The organism is Peribacillus sp. NPDC097225, from assembly GCF_044761955.1.
Taxonomy (GTDB): domain Bacteria; phylum Bacillota; class Bacilli; order Bacillales; family DSM-1321; genus Peribacillus.
The window spans coordinates 1-25,166 of sequence record NZ_JBIWDJ010000014.1; the positions used below are offsets into that span (position 1 = coordinate 1).

General features: G+C 39.4%; 24 protein-coding genes, 1 rRNA gene, 1 pseudogene and 1 riboswitch. Of the genes and pseudogenes, 22 read left to right on the forward strand and 4 right to left on the reverse strand.

All coding sequences use genetic code 11. From position 1 onward, the window contains the following. A 5S ribosomal RNA gene (gene rrf / locus ACIQXH_RS19875) occupies positions 1–87 on the forward strand; the annotation flags it as partial. 238 nt (positions 88–325) lie between these two features. Next, positions 326–1,165 carry a tyrosine-type recombinase/integrase gene (locus tag ACIQXH_RS19880; RefSeq protein WP_402876027.1) on the forward strand — a complete coding sequence of 280 codons (840 nt, stop codon included), beginning with the start codon at positions 326–328 and terminating at the stop codon, positions 1,163–1,165. Here ACIQXH_RS19880 and ACIQXH_RS19885 read toward each other — a convergent pair. Then, a pseudogene (locus tag ACIQXH_RS19885) lies at positions 1,118–1,513 on the reverse strand (efflux RND transporter permease subunit); the annotation flags it as partial. The gene ACIQXH_RS19880 and the pseudogene ACIQXH_RS19885 overlap by 48 nt on opposite strands. Positions 1,514–1,667: 154 nt before the next feature. Here ACIQXH_RS19885 and ACIQXH_RS19890 point away from each other — a divergent pair. The 8 genes from ACIQXH_RS19890 to ACIQXH_RS19925 all read left to right on the forward strand — a co-directional run bounded on the left by ACIQXH_RS19890 (position 1,668) and on the right by ACIQXH_RS19925 (position 9,889). Next, complete coding sequence (locus ACIQXH_RS19890; RefSeq protein WP_402876025.1) at positions 1,668–1,862, forward strand: hypothetical protein; 195 nt, start codon at positions 1,668–1,670, stop codon at positions 1,860–1,862. Positions 1,863–2,111: 249 nt separating this feature from the next. Beyond that, positions 2,112–2,555, forward strand: a complete 444-nt coding sequence (locus ACIQXH_RS19895; protein WP_402876023.1) for a helix-turn-helix domain-containing protein — start codon at positions 2,112–2,114, stop codon at positions 2,553–2,555. Next, complete coding sequence (locus ACIQXH_RS19900; protein WP_403125381.1) at positions 2,552–3,286, forward strand: ABC transporter ATP-binding protein; 735 nt, start codon at positions 2,552–2,554, stop codon at positions 3,284–3,286. The genes ACIQXH_RS19895 and ACIQXH_RS19900 overlap by 4 nt, the downstream gene beginning before the upstream one ends. Further along, positions 3,283–4,014, forward strand: a complete 732-nt coding sequence (locus ACIQXH_RS19905) for an ABC transporter permease (RefSeq protein WP_402959821.1) — start codon at positions 3,283–3,285, stop codon at positions 4,012–4,014. Before ACIQXH_RS19900 ends, ACIQXH_RS19905 begins: the two co-directional genes overlap by 4 nt. A 1,160-nt stretch (positions 4,015–5,174) precedes the next feature. Further along, entirely contained in the window at positions 5,175–6,077 is a 903-nt protein-coding gene (locus ACIQXH_RS19910) for a diacylglycerol/lipid kinase family protein (RefSeq protein WP_402876018.1), read from the forward strand. A 116-nt stretch (positions 6,078–6,193) separates the two neighbouring features. Then, complete coding sequence (locus tag ACIQXH_RS19915) at positions 6,194–6,856, forward strand: hypothetical protein (protein ID WP_402876016.1); 663 nt, start codon at positions 6,194–6,196, stop codon at positions 6,854–6,856. A 13-nt stretch (positions 6,857–6,869) separates the two neighbouring features. Beyond that, positions 6,870–8,129, forward strand: a complete 1,260-nt coding sequence (locus ACIQXH_RS19920; protein ID WP_403125385.1) for an efflux RND transporter periplasmic adaptor subunit — start codon at positions 6,870–6,872, stop codon at positions 8,127–8,129. 175 nt (positions 8,130–8,304) lie between these two features. Then, positions 8,305–8,453, forward strand: a riboswitch (cyclic di-AMP (ydaO/yuaA leader). A gap of 173 nt (positions 8,454–8,626) precedes the next feature. Next, positions 8,627–9,889 (forward strand): cation:dicarboxylate symporter family transporter, encoded by a 1,263-nt coding sequence (locus ACIQXH_RS19925; protein WP_402876012.1) that lies wholly within the window; start codon positions 8,627–8,629, stop codon positions 9,887–9,889. Positions 9,890–9,958: 69 nt separating this feature from the next. Here the strand turns inward: ACIQXH_RS19925 and ACIQXH_RS19930 are convergent, their stop codons facing one another. Then, positions 9,959–10,693 (reverse strand): class I SAM-dependent methyltransferase, encoded by a 735-nt coding sequence (locus ACIQXH_RS19930; protein WP_402876010.1) that lies wholly within the window; start codon positions 10,691–10,693, stop codon positions 9,959–9,961. 152 nt (positions 10,694–10,845) lie between these two features. On the opposite strand from ACIQXH_RS19930, the gene ACIQXH_RS19935 reads away from it, so the two are divergent. The 3 genes from ACIQXH_RS19935 (at position 10,846) to ACIQXH_RS19945 (ending at position 14,393) form a co-directional block, all read left to right on the forward strand. Next, entirely contained in the window at positions 10,846–11,628 is a 783-nt protein-coding gene (locus ACIQXH_RS19935) for a hypothetical protein (RefSeq protein ID WP_402876009.1), read from the forward strand. A gap of 156 nt (positions 11,629–11,784) precedes the next feature. Further along, positions 11,785–12,867: a D-alanine--D-alanine ligase gene (locus ACIQXH_RS19940; protein WP_402876007.1), complete on the forward strand. Its 1,083-nt coding sequence runs from the start codon at positions 11,785–11,787 to the stop codon at positions 12,865–12,867. A 146-nt stretch (positions 12,868–13,013) separates the two neighbouring features. Continuing rightward, entirely contained in the window at positions 13,014–14,393 is a 1,380-nt protein-coding gene (locus tag ACIQXH_RS19945; protein WP_402876005.1) for a UDP-N-acetylmuramoyl-tripeptide--D-alanyl-D-alanine ligase, read from the forward strand. A 58-nt stretch (positions 14,394–14,451) separates the two neighbouring features. Here ACIQXH_RS19945 and ACIQXH_RS19950 read toward each other — a convergent pair whose 3' ends face one another. Then, positions 14,452–15,603 (reverse strand): PP2C family protein-serine/threonine phosphatase, encoded by a 1,152-nt coding sequence (locus ACIQXH_RS19950; protein WP_403125387.1) that lies wholly within the window; start codon positions 15,601–15,603, stop codon positions 14,452–14,454. A gap of 180 nt (positions 15,604–15,783) precedes the next feature. On the opposite strand from ACIQXH_RS19950, the gene ACIQXH_RS19955 reads away from it, so the two are divergent. The 7 genes from ACIQXH_RS19955 (at position 15,784) to ACIQXH_RS19985 (ending at position 22,720) form a co-directional block, all read left to right on the forward strand. After that, on the forward strand, positions 15,784–17,145 hold the full coding sequence (locus ACIQXH_RS19955) for a protoglobin domain-containing protein (RefSeq protein WP_403125389.1): 1,362 nt from the start codon (positions 15,784–15,786) through the stop codon (positions 17,143–17,145). Between the two features lie 26 nt (positions 17,146–17,171). Further along, a complete protein-coding gene (locus tag ACIQXH_RS19960) occupies positions 17,172–17,498 on the forward strand; it encodes a hypothetical protein (RefSeq protein ID WP_402959813.1) in 327 nt (108 codons plus the stop codon). Beyond that, on the forward strand, positions 17,473–17,904 hold the full coding sequence (locus ACIQXH_RS19965) for an ATP-binding protein (RefSeq protein WP_402959811.1): 432 nt from the start codon (positions 17,473–17,475) through the stop codon (positions 17,902–17,904). The genes ACIQXH_RS19960 and ACIQXH_RS19965 overlap by 26 nt, the downstream gene beginning before the upstream one ends. After that, entirely contained in the window at positions 17,885–18,184 is a 300-nt protein-coding gene (locus tag ACIQXH_RS19970) for an STAS domain-containing protein (protein WP_402959809.1), read from the forward strand. The genes ACIQXH_RS19965 and ACIQXH_RS19970 overlap by 20 nt, the downstream gene beginning before the upstream one ends. A 902-nt stretch (positions 18,185–19,086) precedes the next feature. Continuing rightward, on the forward strand, positions 19,087–20,577 hold the full coding sequence (cshA, locus tag ACIQXH_RS19975) for a degradosome RNA helicase CshA (protein ID WP_402875995.1): 1,491 nt from the start codon (positions 19,087–19,089) through the stop codon (positions 20,575–20,577). Between the two features lie 216 nt (positions 20,578–20,793). Further along, positions 20,794–21,267, forward strand: a complete 474-nt coding sequence (locus tag ACIQXH_RS19980) for a PH domain-containing protein (protein ID WP_402959807.1) — start codon at positions 20,794–20,796, stop codon at positions 21,265–21,267. After that, entirely contained in the window at positions 21,260–22,720 is a 1,461-nt protein-coding gene (locus tag ACIQXH_RS19985; protein WP_402959805.1) for a PH domain-containing protein, read from the forward strand. Before ACIQXH_RS19980 ends, ACIQXH_RS19985 begins: the two co-directional genes overlap by 8 nt. A 31-nt stretch (positions 22,721–22,751) precedes the next feature. Here the strand turns inward: ACIQXH_RS19985 and ACIQXH_RS19990 are convergent, their stop codons facing one another. Beyond that, entirely contained in the window at positions 22,752–23,342 is a 591-nt protein-coding gene (locus tag ACIQXH_RS19990) for a rhomboid family intramembrane serine protease (RefSeq protein ID WP_402875990.1), read from the reverse strand. A 105-nt stretch (positions 23,343–23,447) separates the two neighbouring features. Between ACIQXH_RS19990 and acpS the strand changes: the two genes are divergently transcribed. Beyond that, on the forward strand, positions 23,448–23,801 hold the full coding sequence (gene acpS, locus ACIQXH_RS19995) for a holo-ACP synthase (protein ID WP_402875988.1): 354 nt from the start codon (positions 23,448–23,450) through the stop codon (positions 23,799–23,801). A 236-nt stretch (positions 23,802–24,037) separates the two neighbouring features. Further along, entirely contained in the window at positions 24,038–25,042 is a 1,005-nt protein-coding gene (locus tag ACIQXH_RS20000) for a LolA family protein (RefSeq protein ID WP_402959803.1), read from the forward strand. Positions 25,043–25,166: the final 124 nt, after the last annotated feature.

Genomic DNA, 25,166 nt, shown 5'->3' on the forward strand with positions numbered 1-25,166 from the left:
CGTTCCCATTCCGAACACGGCAGTTAAGCTCTTCAGCGCCGATGGTAGTTGGGGGTTTCCCCCTGTGAGAGTAGGACGCCGCCAAGCCATTTCAAGGTCAGCCATTAGGCTGGCCTTTTTTGTGTTAATTTTCCAAGACGTGAAAGATACATTTGAAAAATGAGAGTATTGCAGCAATATGATGATATCTCCTATCATTCTTTTTTAGCATGCGCATCCGGGCTTCTCACAGACGTTAGGAGATTAGGGGGCAGAATTCTTCGTTTCTATAAGGAAATATGTTAAACTTAACTTAGTTCTGAAACTGTCATTGGGGGAATAGCCTATGGATACCTCTGCTAAAGATGAAATGATTTCTTCATTTGCTGGATGGTTGGAAGACCAAGGGAAATCAGCTAATACGATTAAAACGTATACAGGTGTTCTTTCTCAGTTTTGTGAACAGACACAAAAGGTACTAAGGGAAATTAATTCTGAGGATGTTCAATTGTATCTTGATTATTTAGAAAATTGCAAGAAAAGTCCAGGGACAATAGAAAAGCATTATAATGCTTTGAATGTCTTCTTTAAATTTTTAGCGAAGCCACAAATTATGCTTTCTGTTGAGCGTAAGGTAAAGGAATCTAAAAATGAAGCACCTGAGTCACTAAGCATCAAAGATCAAGAAGCTCTTTTGAAGGATATAGAGGCAGAAGGAAATCCTAGGAATGTCGCCATTGTTTATCTTTTGTTACATACTGGCATTCGTGTTTCGGAGCTATGTGATTTAAATGGAAGTGATGTTATCATGGAGGGCAATCGGAATTATATTCTTGTCCGGAATGCAAAAGGTGAAATTGACAGAACCGTTCCGCTAACAGATTTAGCAGTGCAGTATGTGAGAACCTATCTCTGTTCACTGAAGGAAAAAGCAGACCCATTGTTTATCTCAAGCTATAATCAAAGAATCACGCCGAGGTCGGTACAATACATTTTAAAAAAATACAATGTACACCCACATAAATTACGTCATACATTTTGCCAGAGACTAGTGGATAATGGTATTGATATACAAACTGTTTCCAAGCTAGCAGGCCATAAGGACTTAAACGTGACGAAGCGTTACTTAAAAGAAAAATCATTGAACCTGGAAAACGCAATAGATCAAACCTTTACTAAAAACTAAATGTTCAATAAATCTTAAGGGAACGGGGAAACTCGTTTCTTTTTTTGTTTTCACTGCCTTCTCCCTTTTACCCAATTTCATGATTACTTCGTATACGACCGGAACGATAAGTAAGGTAAGCAATGTAAAGCTCACTAGTCCATCCATTACGGTAATGCCAACTCCTTGTGAAATAAGGTCGCTTCCTTCTGTGCCAATTGCGAGAGGAATCAATGCGCTAATCATGGACAAGGCTGTCATCAAGATCGGACGAAGACGGGTTGACCCAGCTTCGAGAGTCGAGAGGCCGTTTTCTTCGTTTTTAAGTACACGATCGACCAATACGATGGCGTTGGTTACCATAATCCCCATTATCGGTATTACTGAAGAAGAAGCCAAAAACGTACTAAAAAAGGAACAATTCCTTGGTCTCTTAAACGTAAGCCCGTAATCAAATAACGCATATAAAACGCCAGGCACCTTCGGTACGATAAACGTATCAATCAAAGGAGGTGCCATCCTTATGTCCACAAACAAATTAACCATTGTTCCAGTAAAACTCGATCCTTTTCCAACTGAAACTACTTCGTTTCATTCTTCTGAATACACTGCTGTACTAGGCTGTGTTATTAAAACAGCTGAAGCTGAAATAACTTTCTTCAATGGCGTAGATGAGCACATTATCCAAACCATTATGAAGGAGCTGAAGAGTCGATAAAGCATGATTTTACGAGTGTGCAAAACATCTATATTATTTGTGGAAAGACTAATAACATTTGGTAATTGACTATAGGATGAATTTTTTGATTGGGTTGATCGCTCGCCTTTCTTCGGAAAAAATGCCATACATTCGCACTCATCGGGTCCTTATTTTGTATATGTTTTTTTGCTACGAATCGTAACAATAAAGTAAATAAATGTAGGTGGACGATTGCCTGTAAGTTTGTTGATAATATAATTTGGAGGTATGAAAAAAATGATTAATATGAATATTAAAGCATTGCGTATACAGCATCAACTTACACAAGAAGAAGTAGCAGAACGTTTAAATGTGTCTCGACAGGTGATAGCTAAATGGGAAAAAGGGGACTCTACACCCGATATCCAATATTGTATGGAGCTCGCGAAGCTTTACAATGTTACATTAGATAATCTTGTTCGTTTTAAACAACAAGAAAATGGCTTCGGTGTACCACCGAAAGGAAAGCATTTTTTTGGTACAGCCACACTAGGTGAACGAGGACAAATTGTTATACCTAAAAAAGCACGGGAACTGTTTCAATTAAATCCAGGAGATATGCTAATTATCTTGGGGGATGAAGAGCGTGGTCTTGCGATTGTACCTGAACAAATGTTGAGTAGCTTTTTCAATATGGTAAACCTAAATTTTAAACAGGAGGAAGATAAATGAACAACGCTATTACAATCAACTCCCTAACGAAAACATATGGTACTAAAAATGCTGTTGACCACGTCTCTTTATCAATTCAAGAAACGGAATTATTTGGCCTTCTTGGTGTTAATGGTGCAGGGAAAACGACATTGATTAAAATGCTTTCGTGTCTAACAAAGCCTTCGAGCGGAGATGCAACATTGTTAGGGAAAAGTATTATAAATGAGCCAGAGCAAGTACGTACTGCGATTGCGGTATCCCCACAAGAGACGGCGATTGCACCCAATCTAACGGTACGTGAAAATTTAGAGTTAATGGCTGGAGTACACGGCTTTAATAAAGAGAAAACAAAGATAATAATTGATGAAATGCTTGCTCAGTTTTCATTGCAGCCTTTTGAAAAGCAACGCAGCAAAACATTATCAGGTGGTTGGCAACGCAAATTGAGCATCTCTATGGCTTTAATTAGTGAGCCGCGGATTTTATTTTTAGATGAGCCGACACTTGGATTAGATATTATCGGACGCCATGAACTTTGGGCTTTAATAAAAAAACTGAAGGAAAAAACAACCATTATATTAACGACGCATTATTTAGAGGAAGCAGAGGCATTGTCTGACCGTATTTGCATTATGAAAGACGGGCAAATTAAAGCAATTGGTTCGGCTCAAGAGCTTATTGAAAAGGCTAACACAGTGAGCTTTGAGGATGCATTTGTGTATTTTGTAACGGAAGGTGATATCCAATGAGAATGCTCGTATTTGCAAACAGAACGACAAAGGAAATTTTAAGGGACCCACTATCACTCTTTTTTGGAATCGGCTTCCCGGTTGCGTTATTACTGCTGTTATCCGCAATTAATCGTAGCATTCCAGTTGATCTTTTTAATGTTGATTCACTAACTCCTGGTATCGCGGTATTTGGTCTATCCTTTATGGCTCTCTTTGCCGCACAAGTTTTATCGAAAGACCGAGCAAGCTCATTTTTAACAAGGCTTTTCACAACACCTATGACATCAACAGATTTTATTATGGGCTATTCTTTACCTTTACTAATGATGTCGATTGTACAGGGAATTTTTTGTTATATTGTTGCGATGTTTATGGGGTTAGCCATCTCTCTTTCTATGATTGTGGCACTAGCTTTACTCATTCCAACATCAATTATTTTTATAGGGATTGGGCTATTATGTGGAACGCTGTTAAGTGAAAGAGCAGCTGTAGGTATTTGTGGAGCACTACTGACCAATTTATCTGCATGGCTTTCGGGCGCATGGATTGACTTAAACCTGATTGGTGGCCTATTCAAAGACGTTGCATTTATTTTACCATTTGTTCATGCAGTCGAAATGGGAAAAGCTGCTCTTACTGGTGAATACGGTGATATTTCCCCTCATATCTGGTGGGTGCTTGGTTATGCCATCATCATATCGGTAGTAGCAATTGCAATGTTTAAAAAGAAAATGCAGGCAGAATAATTATAATAAAGAAAGCAAAGAACCCAGAAAAATTAATTTTCGGGTTTGTTTAGCACTTTCCTCCATGACAAACTGCCTCACTTTTTACATGGTATCTTAAAATTTACTTAAGAAAACCCTGCTCAAGCTTAAAGCAGTAATGAATGGAAGCAAAACCCATTATTGATGAATTTTTTGATTGGGTTGATTGCTCGCCTTTCTTCGGTATCAGTACCTGGTGAAGTTAATAACGGAATTACCTAATGTACCGTTTTATGAACATCTTAAACAGCTTTTTTTTGCTTATTATATCTATACCATCCAAATAACAAACCAAGTATAGCTGTTATTACACCATATTTAAGCAAGATAATTATGTATTCCATGGGAGACAAATAGGATGTTTCAGTCACATCAAAACTCACTCGTGTAACTTGTTCATACCTTACAAATAAAATTCCTATACCTATTCCCATAAAAAACTATATATAGCGCTTTTTCTAAGTATTTTTTCCATTTTAATATCCCCTTATAATTCATATACTAACTATTCAATTAGGAATGGAAAAACACCTTTTTTTAGCAACTTGCCAGGTAAACATTAACTATGAGGAAATAAACCCAGTTAACATAATCCCCATAAGCATAAGTATGTTGCCAATTTTCTTATTGAATTGGTTAGATTCAATCATTGAGGGGTTACTGAAGGGCGACGATCCTTTATTGAATCCAGTTACCTGGACCTGACTGTTCAGCGTATGTACTTGACCCTAAAGCGTAGATTGACCTGACGATAGATAAACTCTTAAGGATGAAGTCGGGGGATGGAGCAGGATATGGGACTGGTAAAGATACAGAGGCTTTAGAGGTGATTAGAGAGGTCTTTTTAAAAAAAGACCAAATGGTGTCATCTTGGAAGGTTTTTTGCTTTATCTGGAAAAGGACGAGACTAGAAGTACCCTTTGTTCCAAGCTCATCATATTAATGAAAGATCATTTGCATATACACTCATGACTTTTTGGAAGGGGCTGCCGCCACTTTTTTTTATTTTTTATACGTCTTTCTTCATATTTATAATTTAATTGCTTCAACTATTCATGATTGAGTTTTAAAAGGAGGAAAAAAGGAAAAAGTAAAGGGAAGCGTAGCGTAGCTATTCATTAAACGGGGGGGAACAGGATATGAGATGGAAAAAAGGAATGCTGATCTATAACGAATGTGCAGGAAATAGTAAGGTGGAAAAGGCATTAGAGGAATGTCTCCCTATTCTGACACCCCAAATTGATGAATTTCTTATTCTTCAGACCAAGGAAAAGGGTGATGCTGACAAGTTTTGTTCGGAATATGGAGAAGGTATGGACGTAGTATTCGTTCTGGGAGGAGATGGAACGGTGCATGAATGTGTGAATGGTCTTTCTCCACTCGAACATCGACCGCTTTTGGGAATATTACCTGGAGGGACGTGCAATGATTTCTCCAGAACCTTGGAAATACCTCAAAATATCCGTCGTGCGGCGGAAACTATAGTGAACGGAAATGTCCGTATGATCGATGTGGGGAAGGCGGACGATCATTACCTTTTGAATTTTTGGGGTATTGGACTGATTACCGATACGTCAAACAATATAGATGAACAAGAAAAAAGTAAATTCGGGAAGATTGGTTATTTTTTAAGTGCAATTAGAACGATAGGCGATCAAGAACCGTTTCCTTTTAGAGTCGAATATGATGAAACGTGTGTCGAAGGAAAAGCTGTCATGATTTTAGTCTTGAATGGTAATTTTATCGGAACGAATTCAATGCCTTTTTCAATGGTCCAGCCAGACGATGGGCTGTTTGATATCGTCATCGTGAAAGAATCGAGCCTAAGTGTATTTAGGGAGATCTTAGCCATGAAGAGTTCGTTGACTGAAAGTGTCAGCTCAGAGTCAGGTGTCATGTATGTCCAGGCAAGAAAATTGAAGGTGGAAACCGAATTACCTCTCGAAGTCGATATGGATGGAGAGATTTATAATCAGACGCCTACACAGATAGAAGTTCTGAAACATCATCTTGCTTTTTTGTCTCCTAGCTCAGGAGTATAACAGAATCAGACGCATTAAGAGTATATATTTATATTTATTCCTCCTTATTTCTGCATTTGTTTACAAAATAAGATAAAATATAAAATGATATTTCATTTTTTGCAGGAGGAACATACATGATATACCAGGTCCGATTGTTAAAGGGTATTTTTGAACCGCAAAGAAGCCGTTACCAATTGCAAAATGCGGAAGCGGTCACACGACTTTTCTGGAAATTAATAGGATTATATTTTCTTAGTGTCTTAGTTTTTTCAGTAAGTGGATATTTTGGAATTGGTTCAGAATCATTTTCTAAAAATATTACGAAGATGGATGTAAGTGAATTTGAAACGGGAAAATTACTGATTGTAATTGGAAATATGATTGCAGGATTGTTTTATCCTTCTATTTATATCTTTTTAGCTTCTTTATTCTTTTGGGTAGTATTGGATATCCCATACATAAAAACCGTGATTGTTCAAATGATTACGCTTAGTTTGCACTTACTGGAGAAGGTTTTGTTAATTCCCCTTTTTGTTTTGATGGATATTGGGCATGATGCCAACCCCTTTTCACTTGGAGTCATCAGCCAGTACTTCATTCGAAGCGATTACTTTATTCATTTTTTTAGTGAAATCACCATTTTTCAAATTTTAATCATTTCTTTACAATATTATTATTTGAAGGTATATACGGAACGAAGCAAGGCCTTTGTCTTATCAATGATCATTCTATTTTATATTGCCTCGTGGTTTGCTAAAGCATTTTTAGCATATCTACAAGTTGGCGTATTCGTATAAGGCGGTGAGAAAAATGAAAAAGTGGAAATTAGCAGCCCTATCAGTAGCATCTTTGGCCTTGATATCGGGTAATATTTACTTGATTGAAAAAAAAGACAGTAAAGTGGAACGGACCGTTTTTACCGAAAGATGGACACAAGTTAAGAAAGATACCATAACTGAAACATTTCAAACAAAGGGAATCTTTAAACCGGCAGAAGAATATGATGTTTATTTTGATGCTAAAAACAATGATTTTCAGAAATTCCTGGTTCACGAAGGGGACGAGGTAACGGATGGAACATCCCTATTTGAATACACTACAACCGAACTGGATGCACTAAAAGATAATTTGGAAGCGGAAAAGGCCGCAACCGAAGGAGAAATCGTCGGAATTGATGAGTACATAAATAAGTTGAAAGCTTATCAAAGTGGTCTGGCCCTGGATTCAAACAAAACGGTTATCGATGAGACAGTAGAAAAGAACCTAAATATAGACATCACCACTTCTTCCTCAGACTTAATTAAAAGTAATATTGAGCAGGAGATGTACAAGCAGGAACTTGAAAAAAGTAGCTTGAAGGAAAAAGTGGTCATGCTAGAAGCACAATTAAGCTCAATTGAGATGCAAACCAATGCCGTGGAGACGACAAGTGAAGCGGATGGTGTCGTGAAGAAGATCAATAAAAATTTAACGAATCCGATTATTTCAATTGCTTCGACAGAAATGGCCATCGAAGGTTCCTTCTCTGAAGAAGAGTTAAAGAAGGCAGAGGTAGGGATGGAGATAAAAGCTAGTTCTCCTGATTTGAAAAAGAGATTGGGCGGAACCATCAGCCGTATACATCCTTATCCCAAAGAGGAGCCAACCCTAAAGGATGAAAATCGCTATACATTCGAAGCGGAAATTGTAACGGAAGCAGAGAATAAGGAAGCGCTATTAGACGGTTCAAAGGTCGACCTTACCGTTATAACGAATGTGAAGACGGGAGTCCCGACTGTTCCAACAGAAGCGATACATGAACGGAAGCAGCCGCATGTCTATAAAATGACCAATAAAGGGCATTTGAACCGACAATACTTTACAAAAGGGGCTCAAGCAAAAGGGAAGCAAGAGATGCTTAAAGGTCCAGCAGTGGGAGATGTCATCCTTTTAGAACCGAAAAAGGTAGTGAAGAACCACTCTTACTTCATTACCCCGCTCAAATTGGACAAGGTTCACTCTGCAACTTTTAAGAAACTATCCAAAAGGGAAAAAGTTAGATACATTTTACTAGGATTTTTGGAAAAATAATTTTCAGTTAAATCAAAAATGGCCATAATTTTTTTACTGTTAAAACTAATTACCTATTTAAACAATAAGTGTAAACCCACGTAGCACTCAATATTCTTAATCCCCTCTGTACTTTCGGAGTGTGGGGAAAGAAAATATATTTACAGATTAATATTTTTAGTATAATATTTTAATATAAGTTAGCTCGCTTAATCTTATAAAAAAGAACGGGGGAACCAATTTTGCGGATTATATTCGCTAGGGGTGAATTCAGAGATGAAAGGGCCATTGTGTTTCCGATTCCTAACCCGACAGCTAACCCCGTAAGCGTCTTCGAGGGAACATGTGTGAATAACACGCCAATAGGGAAAATGACACGTAGGGTGTCTTTTTTTTAAGCGTAAGGATAGAAGTTTTTCAATATACAGAAAAATTTTTCTCTTTTTATTAGTATCTTGTTTCCCTTACCGAGACAAATGTTTTTACATCAAAGACTATATGGAAGGTGAGGAAATTAAATGAAGAAATTCAAACTGAGTTTAGCAAGCCAAATATTCATTGGTTTAATTCTAGGAATTATCGTAGGTGCTATATTTTATGGAAGTGAGACGGCACAAAGCTATCTACAACCATTAGGTGATATCTTCCTACGTATGATTAAAATGATCGTCGTTCCAATTATCGTTTCTAGCCTTATTGTTGCAGTTGCAGGCGTGGGCGATATTAAATCAGTAGGGAAATTAGGTGCCAAGTCACTATCCTACTTTATAGTAGTAACACTAGTTGCAATAGGCGTAGGTTTATTATCTGCCAATATTATTCAGCCTGGCGCGGGCGTAAATATGGGTGAGCTTGAACAAACGGATATTTCCACTTATGTTGACACAGCAGAAACTAAGCAACACGAATCCTTTATAGATACAATCGTTCATATTGTCCCATCTAATCCGATTAAAGCAATGGTAGAAGGCGATATGCTTGCAATCATTTTCTTCTCAGTCTTGTTTGGACTAAGCATTGCAGCTATCGGTGAAAAAGGAGTACCAGTATTCCGTTTCTTCCAAGGTGCGGCGGAAGGTATGTTCAATCTAACCAATATGGTTATGAAATTTGCTCCGATTGGGGTATTTGCACTAATCGGTGTGACAATCTCTAAATTCGGTTTATCATCACTAATCCCATTAGGAAAGTTAGCCCTTTCCGTATACGGAACGATGATTTTCTTCGTAGTTGTCATCCTGGGGCTCATTGCAAAATTTGTAGGCTTCAGTATCTTTAAGTTAATTGCCATTTTGAAAGAAGAATTAATCTTAGCATTTTCCACAGCAAGTTCAGAAGCGGTTCTTCCAAGAATCATGGAGAAGATGGAGAAAGCCGGTTGTCCAAAACATATTACGTCTTTTGTTATTCCGACTGGTTACTCATTCAACCTAGATGGTTCCACATTATACCAAGCTTTAGCAGCCATCTTCATTGCTCAAATGTACGGCATACATCTAAGTGCTTATGAGCAAATAACGCTAATGTTAGTGTTGATGATTACCTCTAAAGGAATTGCCGGTGTACCGGGCGTATCCTTCGTTGTACTTTTAGCAACATTAGGTACGGTGGGCATCCCAATTGAAGGACTTGCCTTCATAGCAGGTATTGACCGTATCCTTGATATGGGTCGTACTGTAGTAAACGTTATTGGTAACTCTTTAGCAGCCATCGTTATTTCCAAGTGGGAAGGTCAATTCAACCCTCCTGCCGAAAAAGGAAAACTCGAACAGGCTTCTTAATATAAGTCAAAACTCCAGGGTGATTGCACTCTGGAGTTTTTTTGTATTCAGATGAAAGTCGAAAACAACTTATTGATGGACGATCCAGAAATGGGAGTCAGGGGAAAAGTTCATAGCCATAACGCTTTCATTAAATGAATCTTGGTGAAAGGTTTCCAAAACAGTCAGTTGGGCTTCTTCTAGGCAATCAAGGACTTCCTGCTGACTCGGGATATGGAGATAGGCCTCTTCTTGGTGAGACTTTCCCTTTGTGAAGATATCACCGAACTCATATAGCCGTTCATCCTGTTTACTATCACACCAAATCATTTCTTCCTGTTCCCAAAAATTAAGATACCTTTCATTACTGTCGCGAATCGGTGTGGTGAATAGGAAACGGCCTCCTGGTCTAAGTATGCGTTTGATTTCTTTCAAAGCGAGAATGCGGTTTTTTCGTTGAGGGATTTTCATTAAACCATGAAAGGAAAAGAGTGCATGGTCGAATGACGAGTCGTTGAAAGGGATTTCCGTGGCATTCCCAAGAAAGAATGGAATCTCCATATTTTCATCTTGTGAAAACTTCCGGGCTTCTTGAATCTTGGAGGGTGAAGGGTCCAGTCCGGTTATATGATGAAACCCATTCTTGTATAGAGCAAAGGTCGTCCTCCCTGTACTGCATCCAATATCAAGGATGGAGTCGGCTTGATGAAAGTATTTATCGAATGCAAATTTTTCGAGTTCCCAAAGACCCCAATTTTTTGATGAATCGGCGACAGCGTCTTCCTGCAAGTGATTGATGAAATCGTCTTTTTCTATTTTATCCATCATTCATCCTCCAAGCTTTTATTTTTACTATAATATGGAAATTACTGCCTGTCTAGTTTCTTATTTTTACTACTATTTTATATACACTTCGTGAATATTAAAAAGTTTGATAAAATAGAACTATTGATGAAAGGCTCGGAGGGAATATAATCATGAAAAATGAAGGTAATGACATCTTATATATGCATATGCAGGCTTCCGAAAGATTTGTCCTTTTTAATGGCCTTAATTTTCGAGAATTCTCCTATTCCTTACCGCATAGCTTGAATTCCATCTTATTATTGAAACATCAATATGATGGTGGGGAGTACGATTTGAATGTCTTGCTGGAGAGCGTTTCATCTGAGAACGTTTATAAGCTACTTAAAGAGGATGTTCGTGCATATGGAGATTTCTGTTGGGTCGATTTTAAGGAAGCGGATTGTCTAGAAGAATTGGACGGCAGGGAATTAGCGGAACTCCTATATGTGGGGCATACCAAAAATCACTTAGAACCCCCTTTCTTTCACAAACTGAATAATCAATTTGTCTATCTGGCCCAAGATGATGGATGGTTTAATAAAATTTACTTTCGTTCGATTTCAACGTACTATAAGATGCTGGGAAATTTACTTCCGTTGAAGCTTGAACCATTGAAAGTCGAAAGAACATGGTTAGGAATGAGGAAGAAAAAAGAATTGCCTGCAATTCCTTTGGATATTATTTCTTCCCTGGCTCCTATATTGGCGGAAGGTATAGTTTTTTCTTTTAGACATGTGAAGATTACAAGGACCAAAATCGAGATCCCAGCATGGATCGTGGGAGATTATTTGAACATGGATGAGATGCATGATGATTTCTTAGATAGAAAAGAACAAGGACCTGATGCCTTCATTACTTTTCATCGTAAAGAAAAGGTTTGGGAGAGCGTTATCAACACGACGCTATATAAATAACTTCTTTAGCTAATTAAGGGTTTGGGTCGTAGGACTTGCAACTGGGTGCATAAACTTCTAATTATAGCTATAGAAGGGGGAACTTTCACTTTTCCCGTTTTAGTGTAAAGTGTTACAATGGAACATGGTTAAAAGAATATTGGAGGGTAATAACTCATGAAAACTAAACTTGGTTTGCTTTATGGTGGGAAATCTGCGGAACATGATGTTTCTTTGCAGACAGCTTTAGCAGTCATTAAAGCTCTCGACTTAGCAAAGTTTGACATATATCCGATTTACATAACAAAAGAAGGTTCTTGGGTAAATGGTCCAAAGTTGACTGGTCCGGCAAAATCCGTGGAGGAATTGGCTTTATCATCCGATAAATTGACTTCTCCTTTGTCATTGCAAGCCCATTTAACTGATGAAAATAGTGGGTCCACGGGTTATGATGTCATTTTCCCTCTTCTACATGGACCGAATGGCGAAGATGGAACAGTACAGGGGATGCTTGAGCTGTTGAATCTTCCTTATGTGGGAAATGGGGTACTGGCTTCATCCGCAGGGATGGATAAGGTCATCATGAAAAATATTTTTGCACAGGCGGGATTACCGCAAGTTAACTATACATGGTTCATCCGCTCGGAATGGGAGAGTAACACAGAACGGTCCATTGAGAAGGTGGAAGAAGTATGTGGGTACCCTTGTTTTGTAAAACCGGCTAATTTAGGCTCAAGCGTAGGAGTCAGCAAATGTAATAATGCTAATGAGTTGAAGAAGGCGGTCGCAGAAGCATTTCAATTCGATCGGAAAATCATCGTTGAAGAAGGAGTCATCGCCCGTGAAGTGGAGTTTGGCGTGATCGGGAATGATACCCCATCTTGTTCTGTGGCAGGAGAAATCATTCCTAAGACAGACTTTGACTTCTATGATTATTCAGCTAAATACGTCGACGGAAATTCAGCGATGGCCATACCTGCCGAAATAGAGGAAAGTCAATACAAAGCTTTATCTCAAATGGCAATCACAGCCTTCAAGTCATTGGACTGTTCCGGACTCGTCCGGGCCGATTTCTTTTTGACGAAAGATGGAAAGGTCTATATCAATGAAGTGAATACGATGCCTGGCTTTACGCCATTCAGCATGTTCCCGCTATTATGGAAGCACACGGGTCTTGAATATCCACAATTAATAGAAGAACTTGTGAAGCTTGCTTTAGAGCGCTATGAAGAAAAACAACAAATTAAATATACAGTGTAAGCGGTAATGTAAAGTGGGTTCCTGTATTTCAATTATACGCAGGACTTACTCTAGCAAGCAGGAATCGGTTCTCCATGCCGATTGCTGCTTAGTTTGGTTATAAAGAAAATGGAAGATTTAGTTTGATGAACGAAGGAGGAACGAAAGTGATAAAGAGAACGTTGAGACAAATATCTGAGATGGTAAATGGATTGAACGATAGTAAGGTATTTGAACCCATTGAAATTCATGGTGTAACCATCGATTCAAGAGCGGTTACGAAAGGATGCTTGTTCGTTCCGTTAAAGGGAGAGCAAGTCGATGGCCATCAATATGTCAGAAGTGCCATTGCGCAGGGAGCATCCGCTTCTTTTTGGCAGCAGGATATTCCGAATCCACCTACTGATTTACCAATCATCCTTGTGGAAAATACTGAAAAGGCATTACAGCAATTGGCACGCGCTTATCGGGACCAATTGAATATTAAAGTCATTGGAATAACGGGGAGCAATGGTAAAACCACTACGAAAGATATGACGGCTGCCCTGCTGGCCACTACCTATAAAGTCCATAAGACGAATGGTAACTTCAATAATCATCTTGGATTACCACTAACTATCCTATCCATGGATGAGGAAACAGAAGCAGCCGTTTTAGAAATGGGCATGAGTAGTCGTGGGGAAATCGAATTTTTATCCAAGCTAGCAAAACCAGATGTAGCCATTATTACAAATATAGGCGAATCGCATTTGTTGGATTTAGGCTCGCGAGAAGAAATCGCCAATGCGAAGCTAGAAATCGTGGAGGGATTGCCACAGGGCGGAACGCTTATTTACCATGGTGACGAACCTTTGCTGGAAAGCCGGATTCAAAAGCAATTCCCCCATTTACGTGTCCTATCCTTCGGACGTACGGAGCGGAATGACTTGTTCCCATTGACGATTACCCAAGAGGCAGACAGTACCTCGTTTACACTTGGTGGAGAGAATCAAGGTGACTATCAAATCCCGGTTTTGGGTCAGCATAACGTGCTCAATGCATTGGCTGCCATTCTTGCCGCAAAAGAACTGAATATAGGTAACGAATCCATCCATAAGGGCTTAGAAGCCATTCGCCTTACAAACATGAGGATGGAGATGGTCGAAGGCATAAATGGGCAGAAAATCATTAATGATGCTTACAATGCCAGCCCCACTTCCGTCAAGGCAGCAATTGAGCTGATTGAAGGTCTATCCGGTTTTAGGAATAAAATCCTTGTACTTGGAGATATGTTGGAGTTAGGAGCAAGCGAAAAAGATTTCCACTTGAGAATAGGTGAACTGATAGCGGTTGATCAAATTGATAAGGTCTTTACATATGGACCGCTTGCCGATTATATTGCTAAGGGTGCACGTAAAACATTTGCAGCTGAGAATGTTCAATCTTTTCAAGATAAACAACAATTAATAGAAGCGCTACAGACTTCTACTGATGCCCATGATTTAATTTTGGTCAAAGCTTCAAGAGGCATGAAGTTAGAAGAAGTCGTAAAAGCCTTGCAAAAATGATGAGAAATAGAGAAAGAGCCGATTTCATTATGAAATCGGCTCTTTCTCTATTGAAGGCTTAAAACAAGGTACCAGCAATGATGCAGATATCATCATTGATTTCGGAATGCTTCATCCTGGAGAGTAATAATTCATGAAGAAGATCTGATGTATCTAAGTGGACATTATCTATAAACTCCTGTTCAATCTTATCGAATCTATGAATGGTATGGTTACTGGGAGACTCAGAAAGTCCATCGGTATATATAACGAAACGACTCCCAGCTTCATAGTGAATGGACCCTTTTTCTATAGGCATATCTGGTACAAGACCTATAGGCATCGAGCCATTACTTAAAATTTGCAAATCATTATTGCAAGGGGAATACATCATTGCAGGAGGATGCCCATTGTTAACATATTCAATAATTCGAGCGGCCGTATCCACAAAAGCAATGAAGGCCGTAAAGTATGGGGCATTCGTATTTTCCTTTTGATACTCCTGGAACAGATGGCCCATATGCTTGTTCAGTTCTTTCGTAATGAAGGTGGGGTCTTTTACACGCTTGATAAGCCCAGGCATTAAAGAGCGGATAGACATGCTGATGAGTGCGGCTTGAATTCCTTTTCCACAAACATCGATGATGATGAACCCGTATTTCCCGTCCTCGACCTCCTGCCAGTAAAATAAATCCCCCGACAGCTCACTTGATGGCTGGAAAAGCCCCTGGATTTCGATATCTTTCTTTTGTATGGATGTAGGAAGGACAAGCTGTTGAAAGTTTTGAGCTACACGCAAGTTTTGCTTAACTTTAAGTCCGATATTTACTAGTTCCTGTTCCTTCATCTTCGTTGAGTATAACTGCATGCTAATATTCTGAAGAGCTTTCAATTTCAGCTTAATCTCCACTGGGTCTGCAGGGAAGGCCATCGACTCATAAATCGTTTTTTTGGGTAAGGTCTGTGGATCCTTTAACTTTTTTGAACGCTTATAAATGAATAGTATGGGTATCTCATAAGACTCGGCTAAAGCAAATAAGGCGGTTTGTTGGGAGGAGTCTCTCGAAAGGTATAAAGGTAGGATGAATAAGGATTGCAATAAGTCCGTCTTATTTCGAAACAGATGTTGTTGTCCTACCGGGTCTTCTAAAAAAATGACTTTCTTGTCTAGTGTTTGTAATACAAGGCTAAAGTCTCTACATTCTGGGATATCCAACGTATATATATTCATATAACCCCCTGATATTTGTTAGGTTGTGCATATGCAGGACTATTATACTATACAAAGACACATTTCATGCTTTTTTTGCACGAGAATTCATAATATTGTTGATATTACTGCACGTTTATTGGGTTATAATGTAAAATATAGTAGGTATAAAGTCTTAGTTAAGGGGAAGGGGAAATACAGTTGAGTGGGTGTCCATTTACATCATTATTTAGTTTGAAAAATAAGGAATCATTGAAGAAACAAGAGAAGCAGCCTACAGTCCCCATTAAAATAGGATCTACTCCGACTCGTGCACCTATATTCTCGGAAATTGAAAAGGGAAAGAATGCTCTTCAGCTTATGTTTGTGAATTTGGAAGAACAGGATATTACGACACTTATGAGTCTAAAGCCTATTATGGAAAAGAACGTTGAAAAGATAGTGGACGCTTTTTATGCTCGCATTTCGGAAATTCCCAACCTAACCATGATCATTCAGGAACATTCCACTATTCATAGGTTAAAGCAGACATTAGAGAAATATATTCTGGATATGGTTTCGGGGGTCGTCGGGGAGAAGTACGTGATACGACGTAAGGTTATTGGTAGTGTGCATAACCGGATAGGTCTTTTCCCAGAGTGGTATATCGGTGCCTTTACCATCATTCAGCATGAGGTCCTGCAGATGCTGACCCGTGAGTGTGATAGTTGGCAAGAAGCCCAGGATTATTATTACTCATTTCAAAAGCTTTGTTCATTCGATATGCAAATTGCGATCCAGACATATATAAAGTCTTATACATCCTCCATGATGAAGCTAAATGAGATTGAGGAGCTTCAATACCGTTTGAACGATTCTTCTTCCATATTGGCATCCAGTGCGAAACAAACCATGGCTTCGCTAGCCGAACGGGATACTCGGGTCCAAAGCATGCTCGAAGATATTGATGAAATTAATACTGGGTCAAAAGCGATGATCCATCATGTTGAAACAGGAAAAGGCAATGTCTCGAAGGCTTTGAAGAAAGTCGATGATGTCGTGGACTTAATCGAAAAAGTTAAGAACTTAACAGAGGAACTGAATGAGGACTCCTTACATATTGGGCAAGTGGTACAGACGATACGCACCCTATCTAATCAAACCAATATTCTATCGCTAAATGCAGGGATTGAAGCAGCTCGAGCAGGCCAACACGGAAAAGGTTTCTCTATAGTCGCACAAGAAGTTAGAAACCTTGCCCGCAAAACCGAGCTATCACTTGATTCCATTCAACAACAGGTGGCATCAGTCCAGAAGACGGTGATGAAATTTGATGAGAGTTTTCAAAGTATCGTGGATGAAGCGAGATTCTTTAGACATGTAAATAAAGAAATCATAGATATCCTGGATGATTCGGTAAGAAGCGTGAAAGAGAGCGACGGGAAAATCAGTCATTTGGGCGGAGAAATTGGAGAATTTAGATCAACGTTTGAGGAACTCACATCGGCTTCTTCCCAAATATCAGAGATGGCTGAGCAATTGAGTTCATTGAATATTGAACTATCGCAGAAGTTCAAGGGTTAATGGATACTAAATTAAAGAGGTGACCTATGATGAAAGGGTACCTGGAATTTGAAGGGAAAACGTATGCATCAACGTATGAAATGACACAAGTTCTTTTAGAACAGGCGAATGAAAAGATTATTCGAATTGACTTGGGGGAATTGCCAAACAGTCCCGAGGAAAGGCTTTCGATAAAGTTGTGGCTGTTGCAAATCGATCGATGCGTGGAAGAAAATACTTTAGAAACAAAAGCAATAATAGGTTCAGTCTGGAGCCAGTTTTACCGATTAGAACATCAGGAAGATTATATTCATCCATATCTTTCAAAAACTTTGGAGCAGATTCAAAATGCCAATAAAAAAAATCCAGGTTAGACAGTTGAATGTGAAAACGCTCGCCCAGACTGTAAATGAAATCATGCAGGAATTTGAAATGTTTAAGGTAAAGGATAGCTCTGAATTTTTGTTCTTTAATGTGAAATTAGTGATTTGGGAACTTTTATCGAACGTTATACAACATGAAGGTCAGGATAAAGCAGATCTAGAGATTGAGGAAGAAGCCTTCGAGCGAATCTCCATAAAAATTCATTCATTTGCTGGAGGGTTTAATTGGGAGAGCTATAGGAAGATGGAATGCCCCGATGTGAGTAATGAAGGGGGCAGGGGCTTATACTTGATCCAGCAATTATGTGAGTTTTCCTTTGATGAGGCAGGAAAAAGAGCTACAGCGGTATTTAATGTGAAAGAGGTGGTGGGCGCGCATGCTTCATGTCCATATTGATCAAAATACGTTTAATGTGCATATCTTAAGTGATATTCATTATGAGAACTCGTCCTATCTTGAAAGGCTATTGAATACCTTCCAGGTTCCGGATAATATAGATCGCCTTCAAATCGATTTATCACAAGTGAAATTTATTGATAGCACCGGCATTAGTTTCCTCGTTAAATGGTTATATCCATTATCCGCAAACTTGGAAATAGAAATGACGGGTGCAACGAAGCCTGTGAAAAAGATATTGTCCATTTGTAAAATCGAACAATTCGTTTTATTGGTCTAAATGGGAAGGAGTTCGGGTACCATATGGGTACCCGGATTTTTTTTATTTCGGAATCGGTTGGGCATCGTTCCTTATTTCACTTCTAGGAGAAAAACCCGATGAATGGGTATCAAGACTATTGTTTTTGGGGGAAATGGATATTTGACATGTCGGCTTCCCGCCGTATTCTTTATAAGTAACGATGGATACGAAAATATCCTTTATTGCAATAACAGTTTGAAAATGGTAATATGAAGTATGAGTTTAAATGTCTTATCATTGATGAATAATTAATTAGATTAATCAGGTTGAGGCAACATATTGTTTCTTCTTTCATGTTTTTCATGAGGTTTTTTGAGATTATTTTAGATTAAATAGGCCGCGCGTCTGGTCATATATAAAAGCTGCGTACCACAGTGGCTTTAGTAGCTAATAGGGAAATAAGCTGCATTTAGCGTCTTTCCACTTCTGCACATCCTCAACGCACCGGGCCTGTTTTGTATAAGAATCTTGGCGCTCGTCAAGTTTTATTCAGACAGACTTTTAAGTCTGTGGAATAATAGGTGCAGCAGCCCTCACCTGAAATAAAACGGTGAATAACCGTTTATGCTACTTTTAATTTTCCATTTTGAATTTAATTTTGGTTACATGCACTTTTAAAAAGATGGGCGTATGTTAAAAATAAGTCTACACGTGCGCAATGCATTAAATGCCAGTGAAACGCAAGTACTGGTATATTTCCTTTTTAAAAAATCATATTGAGTTCATTAGAGCTAAAAGGTAGATATTCTTTTAGGTGATAATGATAAACTTTTTCATAAGAATAAAGTAGAACATCTGTCATGATGATGAGGATTTGAACTAATCAATTCGTGCATTGAATGCACGTGTAAATTTACGATATAAAAAGGAGTACGAAAACATTGACATTGTTTAGCGAATTAGGTTTAGATAGAACGTCTATGAAATCAATAGAAAAAATGGGATTTGAAGAAGCGAGTCCGATTCAAGCCCAAACGATTCCTCTAGCACTTGAAGGTAAAGATATTATTGGTCAAGCGCAAACGGGAACAGGTAAAACAGCAGCATTCGGTATTCCATTGATGGAAAACATCGATATTGCCAACGAAAATGTGCAAGGGATTGTTATTGCACCTACTCGTGAGCTTGCCATTCAAGTTTCTGAAGAACTTTTCAAACTTGGTTACGGAAAGCGCGCTCGTGTATTAGCAGTGTACGGAGGACAAGACATCGACCGTCAAATCCGTGCCTTAAAGAAAAAACCACATATCATCGTTGGTACACCTGGTCGTCTGTTAGATCATATCAAACGTAAAAACATCAAATTAGGTGGAGTTCACACTGTAGTCCTTGATGAAGCGGATGAAATGCTTAACATGGGATTCATTGAGGATATCGAGTCTATCCTTTCAACGGTTCCTGATGAAAGACAAACATTGCTTTTCTCAGCTACAATGCCTGACCCAATCCGTAAAATTGCAGAACGTTTCATGCATGAACCAGTTCTTGTTCGTGTAAAAGCGAAAGAGATGACTGTTGACCGCATCGAACAATACTACTTGGAATTAAGAGAAAGTGAAAAATTCGATACATTAGCACGTCTTTTCGATATCCAAACACCAGAACTTGCCATCGTATTCGGACGTACAAAACGTCGCGTCGATGAATTGTCTTCTGCATTGAATATCCGTGGCTATAGTGCTGAAGGAATTCACGGTGACCTTAGCCAAGCGAAGCGTATTTCTGTATTGAAGAAATTCAAAGAAGGAAATCTTGATGTCCTTGTAGCTACGGACGTAGCCGCTCGTGGACTTGATATTTCCGGTGTAACGCATGTATACAACTTTGATATTCCTCAAGACCCAGAAAGTTACGTTCACCGCATCGGTCGTACAGGACGTGCCGGTAAACATGGTATTGCAATCACATTTGTAACACCAAGAGAAAGAGGGCAACTTCAAGCAGTTGAACATACAACTAGAAAACGTATGGAGAGAATGAAAACTCCTACTTCAACTGAAGCGTTGCAAGGGCAACAAAAAGCAGTAACGGAGAAAGTTCTTTCTGCAATCGAGAATGACGATTTATCGTTATACCTTGGTCAAGCTGAAGAGTTATTGAAACAACACAGTGCAGCTGATTTAGTTGCAGCTATGCTTAAGTCAATGACGAAAGAACCGGATCAAACTCCGATTAAATTAACTGAAGAATCTCCTTCAATGCGTCGTAACCGTGGTGGAAGCAGTTCGTCTAACAGACCGCGTAATGGACGTAGTTCTTCAGGCAGAAAAGATTACGGTAGCGGGGCAAATAAACGTCCTAGCTCGAACCGTAAATCTAATGGCTATGGCAACCGTAGCACAAGCCAAAAAAGAGAAAAATCTAGCAATTAATTGAAATGAATTTCGATAAATAAGTCGCTCATCTGAGCGGCTTATTTTTTATTCAATAAAGTGTTTAAGTGGATGTTTTTGTAATAAATAGAATTAAATGAATGAGGTAGTTGTAAGAAAAGTTTGAATTCTGTACAATGAGGTATATCAAATTGGATGCACACCAATGTGTGGAATAACAAGAGCATTCATTTTAAATCGGAAAAGGAGGGTACTATGGAACCTCAAAGCCTCATATCCGATAAGGCACTGACTGCTTGGAAATTCAGTGGGCTTATTGGCTGTTCAATCATTTGGGTTTTGAGCTTGGTCATTTTAGTGCTGACGATCATTCAAGGGTGGACTTATTGGATCTTTGGAGCGTTGCTTATCTTCTCTTTCGTTCAATGTTACCTGACCGTATTTTTGATTCCTTCTTTACGCTGGAAAAGATGGCGTTATGACGTGCGAAATACGGAGATTGATATCCAAAGTGGGATTTTTGTGATTAAAAGGACCCTCATCCCGATGATTCGGGTACAGCATGTTGAAACGAAGCAAGGCCCCTTATTAAGGAAGTATGATTTGGCATCCGTGGAAATATCCACAGCTGCAACGGTGCATATTATACCTGCTCTGGATTTAACGGAAGCGGATGAATTACGGCACTATATTTCCAGGATGGCCAGTGTGGAGGAAGAAGATGTTTGAACCGAAACGGCTTCACCCCATTGCTGTCCTTCTCAATATCATTAAATCGATAAAAGAGTTGGTTTTGCCATTCTTGATAGTGATCGTGTTACCAGGGCAAAATAATGATGTCCCGGGATGGGTCCAGCCATTAGTTATCGGCGTCGTCGTGCTCTTGCTCGTTATTCGTGCTTTCATACAATGGTTGCGCTTTACATATCGGTTAGAGTCCGGGGAGCTCAGGATAGAATCCGGCGTATTCATCAGGAAGAAGCGTTATATTAAGTTTGACCGGATACATAGTATCGATATTTCAGAGGGGATTATCCAACGCATATTCAGTCTTGTGAAAGTGAATATCGAAACGGCTGGTGGCACTCAGGCTGATGCCGTTTTGTCCGCCATTAGAAAAAGCGAAGCGAATCAGCTGAATACAATAATTATTGAGGAGAAAAAGAAAAAAACTTCTTCTGACATCCTTGAAGGGGAACGTACAGAAGAAGATTTACACGTCGTGGAAAAAGATAGGGCTTCCTCTACTTTTAAGCAAGCGTTGCCTCAACTTTTTGTTATGGCGGCAACGTCGGGGGCAATCGGTGTATTCTTATCCGGTGGAATCGCTTTTATATCACAGTTCGATGAAATCATTCCTTTTGAAAAAATCTTCAAGAATTATGAAGAGTATATCGGGCTCGGGTCAGTCATACTAACTGGTTTTGCCATTTTGGGCTTATTGGTCGTTTACGTGTTGGCCACTGTGAGTATGGTCATTAGATATGCCAACTTCACCGCTTTGAGGACAGGTGAGGAGCTTGTTATTACAAGGGGATTGTTGGAGAAAAAACAATTAACAATTCCCATCCGCAAGGTCCAGGGGATTCGGATCATGGAAAATCTCGTACGTAAGCCATTGGGATTGGCCACTGTGTATTTGGAGTATGCTGGGGGAAGTGCGGAAGATCGTGAAAGTCTTTCCATCATGCTCTTTCCGTTAATTAAAAAGAAACACTTGCCTGATAAAATCCAAGAATTTTTACCAGGCTATGAAACGGTAGTGGATATAAAGCCTTTGCCTAGACGTGCTTATTATCGTTATGTCATCCGCAAAGCAATCGTATTCATCCCGATTATCGCGGTCCTCATATGGTTCTTCAGAACATGGGGATTTTTCTCCTTATTACTGATTCCACTTGCCTTCCTTTGGTCCTATTTGCAGTTCATAGAGGCCGGGTGGAAGACCCAGGGGGACTTATTGATACTGAGCAGCCGTTTAATCTCCAAGCAGACTTTAATCATGCCAAGAAACAGGATTCAATCGCTTACATATAAAAAGGGATATTTCCAGAAGCGAAGCCATTTAGCGACGATATCAGCTTCCATAAAGTCAGGGATCAGCTCCCAAGTGGGTACAGTGGTTGATATAGAAGATAAGGATTGCCATCTAATTGAAAAGTGGTACCTGCACAATAAGTAGCCGACTCCGTATTTAGAGTCGGCTGTTCGGTTTACCATTTTTTTCTCCAGAAAAGGGGCGCTGTCAAAAAACCGGCAGCCAGTCCCGCTAAATGACCGACAATGTTTATTTGTGGCTGAATAAATGTCATAATTACTGCAATGCCTGTTAACGTATAAACCGTATTTCTTTCATTGGTGGAAAAGTTGCTTTTATGAAAGAGGACAAGATAGAGGTAGAAGCCTAGTATGCCAAAAATTGCGCCGCTTGCACCTACGTGTGTATATGTGAGTGGCAGTAACAAGTAAGTGGCGATATTGGCTAGGATACCGGTCATTAAAAAAAAGATGGCGAATTTAACAAAGCCAAGGTATTTTTCGAGGGCTGGACCGAAGATGGCAAGAGAAAACCCATTAAAAAGTAAATGTGTAAACGTCCCATGCAGAAAAATAGGTGTAATCAAACGCCACCATTGGCCCTCGGCAATGTACAGGTTCACGCCTGTACCATAATAAAAAAGAACATTACCAGGAAACAAAGGGAATAGGTTGAAAACAAACACGATCATCATCATGAACATGAGGCCGGTTACGGCGCGATAAGAAGACACGTATTCGCGAAAACTTTCTGTTCTTGTAAACATGGAATTCTCCTTAGTATTGGATTTCTATACATATAATATCATTTTTTAGGAGGTATCGTCCTCTGATAATATGCAAGAAAGTAACTTAGTAGAAGAGGTGTTGAAGTGATTAAAGGAATTGGTGTGGATATAACGGAGTTGGATAGGATTGAATTGCTGCTTAGTCGGCAGCCTCGCTTCAAGAATCGCATATTAACCGATACAGAAATTTTACTGTTTGATAAGTTGCAAGGCAGAAGGAAGATTGAGTATTTTGCTGGCCGTTTTGCTGCCAAGGAAGCCTTTTCAAAAGCTGTGGGGACTGGAATTGGGAAGCATCTATCTTTCTTGGATATAGAAATTGTTTCAGATGGAAATGGAAAGCCCATGATTATGAAGCCATTTTCTGTAGGTGTCCATCTTTCAATCAGTCATAGCCGTGACTATGCGATTGCACAAGTCGTAGTTGAAGGGGACTGATTGAGTTTGTCTTATCGGGTCATAAACCTCAAGGTTGTCTCATATACATTTAGTGCTATAGGGAGACAAGGCCCGGTAAAAGGTACATGGCAGAGTAGGTGCTCTCAAAAAGGTTTTGGCGGGACGGGAAAAGTCGTGTCTAAAATCTTGGGATGCAAGTCATCAGTCGAGCCAATGTCCGGATCCTGCCTTTTCCTCTCCCTTTTACGTTCAAATGACAAAAAGGGGTTGAAAAGATGAAGAAGATGGTAATGCTTTTTGCAGGGATCATGCTCTTGCTTGCTCTTTCTGCTTGCGGCCAAAAATCACAGGGTGATGTAGTGAGCGATTTAAATGAAAAGATTGGGGAAATGAAGGGGTATAAAGCAAACGCGAAAATGACGCTGAAGATGGGGACGGAGCCTCAAGTGTACACTGTGGAAATTTGGCATAAAAATCCTGCGTTTTACCGAGTGAATCTAAAAAATGAAGAGAAGGACCAGAGCCAAATGATTTTGAAAAACGATGATGGTGTGTATGTACTGACGCCTGCTTTGAACAAAAGCTTCAAGTTTCAAAGTGAATGGCCGGAAAACAGTAGCCAGGCCTATTTGTATGAATCATTGGTGAAAGATATCACGGAAGATAAAAGCGCAACATATAAAGAAACGGATAAGCATTATGTTTTCGAGACCAAAACACGCTACCAAAACAATAAGATGCTTCCTTTTCAAGAAATCACACTCAATAAAAAGGACCTATCCCCGGTAAGCGTTAAGGTCATGGATCCGGATAAAACAGCATTAGTCCTGGTGGAATTCTCTAAAGTGAAATTTGATACGACATTCGACAAGGATGCATTCGATATGAAAAAGAACATGACAAGTGCCCAACTTGAAGCTCCTGTCATGGCAGAAGTGAAGGATGAAGGATTTTCCGTTAAATATCCATCCAATCTTGATGATATGAATCTAACAGAAGAAAAGAAAATCGCAGCTGATGGGGGAGATCGTGTCATCCTGACCTATGAAGGGTCAACTAGTTTTACATTAGTGCAAGAAAAAGCAAAAGTAGTCCAAACCTCTGTTTCTACCAATGTCAATGGAGAGCCTGTCGACTTAGGTTTTACAGTGGGGGCGATGACGGGAAATACAGTAGCCTGGACCTTTGACGGTGTGGATTACATGTTAGCTTCGAAGGACTTAACACAGGAAAAGATGATAGAAATAGCCCGTTCTGTTGGTGGAGATTCTGTTAAGTAAGGCGAAGAATTCAATCAAGCTAGGCTTTCCCACAATTACATTGGGCTGGGAGGGCCTTGGCTTGCCATTGAATAGAAGAATATATCTTTACTGAAGTAATCGGGCGTTTAGTCGGTATATAAAA

Bases quoted from the DNA above. Each gene is read 5' to 3' on its own strand.
- ACIQXH_RS19990 (WP_402875990.1), bottom strand. From the start codon at position 23,342: ATGTTTACAAGAACAGAAAGTTTTCGCGAATACGTGTCTTCTTATCGC.
- ACIQXH_RS19905 (WP_402959821.1), top strand. From the start codon at position 3,283: ATGAGAATGCTCGTATTTGCAAACAGAACGACAAAGGAAATTTTAAGG.
- ACIQXH_RS19910 (WP_402876018.1), top strand. From the start codon at position 5,175: ATGAGATGGAAAAAAGGAATGCTGATCTATAACGAATGTGCAGGAAAT.
- ACIQXH_RS19940 (WP_402876007.1), top strand. From the start codon at position 11,785: ATGAAAACTAAACTTGGTTTGCTTTATGGTGGGAAATCTGCGGAACAT.
- ACIQXH_RS19960 (WP_402959813.1), top strand. From the start codon at position 17,172: ATGATGAAAGGGTACCTGGAATTTGAAGGGAAAACGTATGCATCAACG.
- ACIQXH_RS19880 (WP_402876027.1), top strand. From the start codon at position 326: ATGGATACCTCTGCTAAAGATGAAATGATTTCTTCATTTGCTGGATGG.
- ACIQXH_RS19900 (WP_403125381.1), top strand. From the start codon at position 2,552: ATGAACAACGCTATTACAATCAACTCCCTAACGAAAACATATGGTACT.
- ACIQXH_RS20000 (WP_402959803.1), top strand. From the start codon at position 24,038: ATGAAGAAGATGGTAATGCTTTTTGCAGGGATCATGCTCTTGCTTGCT.
- ACIQXH_RS19930 (WP_402876010.1), bottom strand. From the start codon at position 10,693: ATGGATAAAATAGAAAAAGACGATTTCATCAATCACTTGCAGGAAGAC.
- ACIQXH_RS19950 (WP_403125387.1), bottom strand. From the start codon at position 15,603: ATGAATATATATACGTTGGATATCCCAGAATGTAGAGACTTTAGCCTT.
- ACIQXH_RS19915 (WP_402876016.1), top strand. From the start codon at position 6,194: ATGATATACCAGGTCCGATTGTTAAAGGGTATTTTTGAACCGCAAAGA.
- ACIQXH_RS19890 (WP_402876025.1), top strand. From the start codon at position 1,668: ATGTCCACAAACAAATTAACCATTGTTCCAGTAAAACTCGATCCTTTT.
- ACIQXH_RS19895 (WP_402876023.1), top strand. From the start codon at position 2,112: ATGAAAAAAATGATTAATATGAATATTAAAGCATTGCGTATACAGCAT.
- ACIQXH_RS19985 (WP_402959805.1), top strand. From the start codon at position 21,260: ATGTTTGAACCGAAACGGCTTCACCCCATTGCTGTCCTTCTCAATATC.
- ACIQXH_RS19920 (WP_403125385.1), top strand. From the start codon at position 6,870: ATGAAAAAGTGGAAATTAGCAGCCCTATCAGTAGCATCTTTGGCCTTG.
- ACIQXH_RS19925 (WP_402876012.1), top strand. From the start codon at position 8,627: ATGAAGAAATTCAAACTGAGTTTAGCAAGCCAAATATTCATTGGTTTA.
- ACIQXH_RS19965 (WP_402959811.1), top strand. From the start codon at position 17,473: ATGCCAATAAAAAAAATCCAGGTTAGACAGTTGAATGTGAAAACGCTC.
- ACIQXH_RS19970 (WP_402959809.1), top strand. From the start codon at position 17,885: ATGCTTCATGTCCATATTGATCAAAATACGTTTAATGTGCATATCTTA.
- ACIQXH_RS19935 (WP_402876009.1), top strand. From the start codon at position 10,846: ATGAAAAATGAAGGTAATGACATCTTATATATGCATATGCAGGCTTCC.
- ACIQXH_RS19980 (WP_402959807.1), top strand. From the start codon at position 20,794: ATGGAACCTCAAAGCCTCATATCCGATAAGGCACTGACTGCTTGGAAA.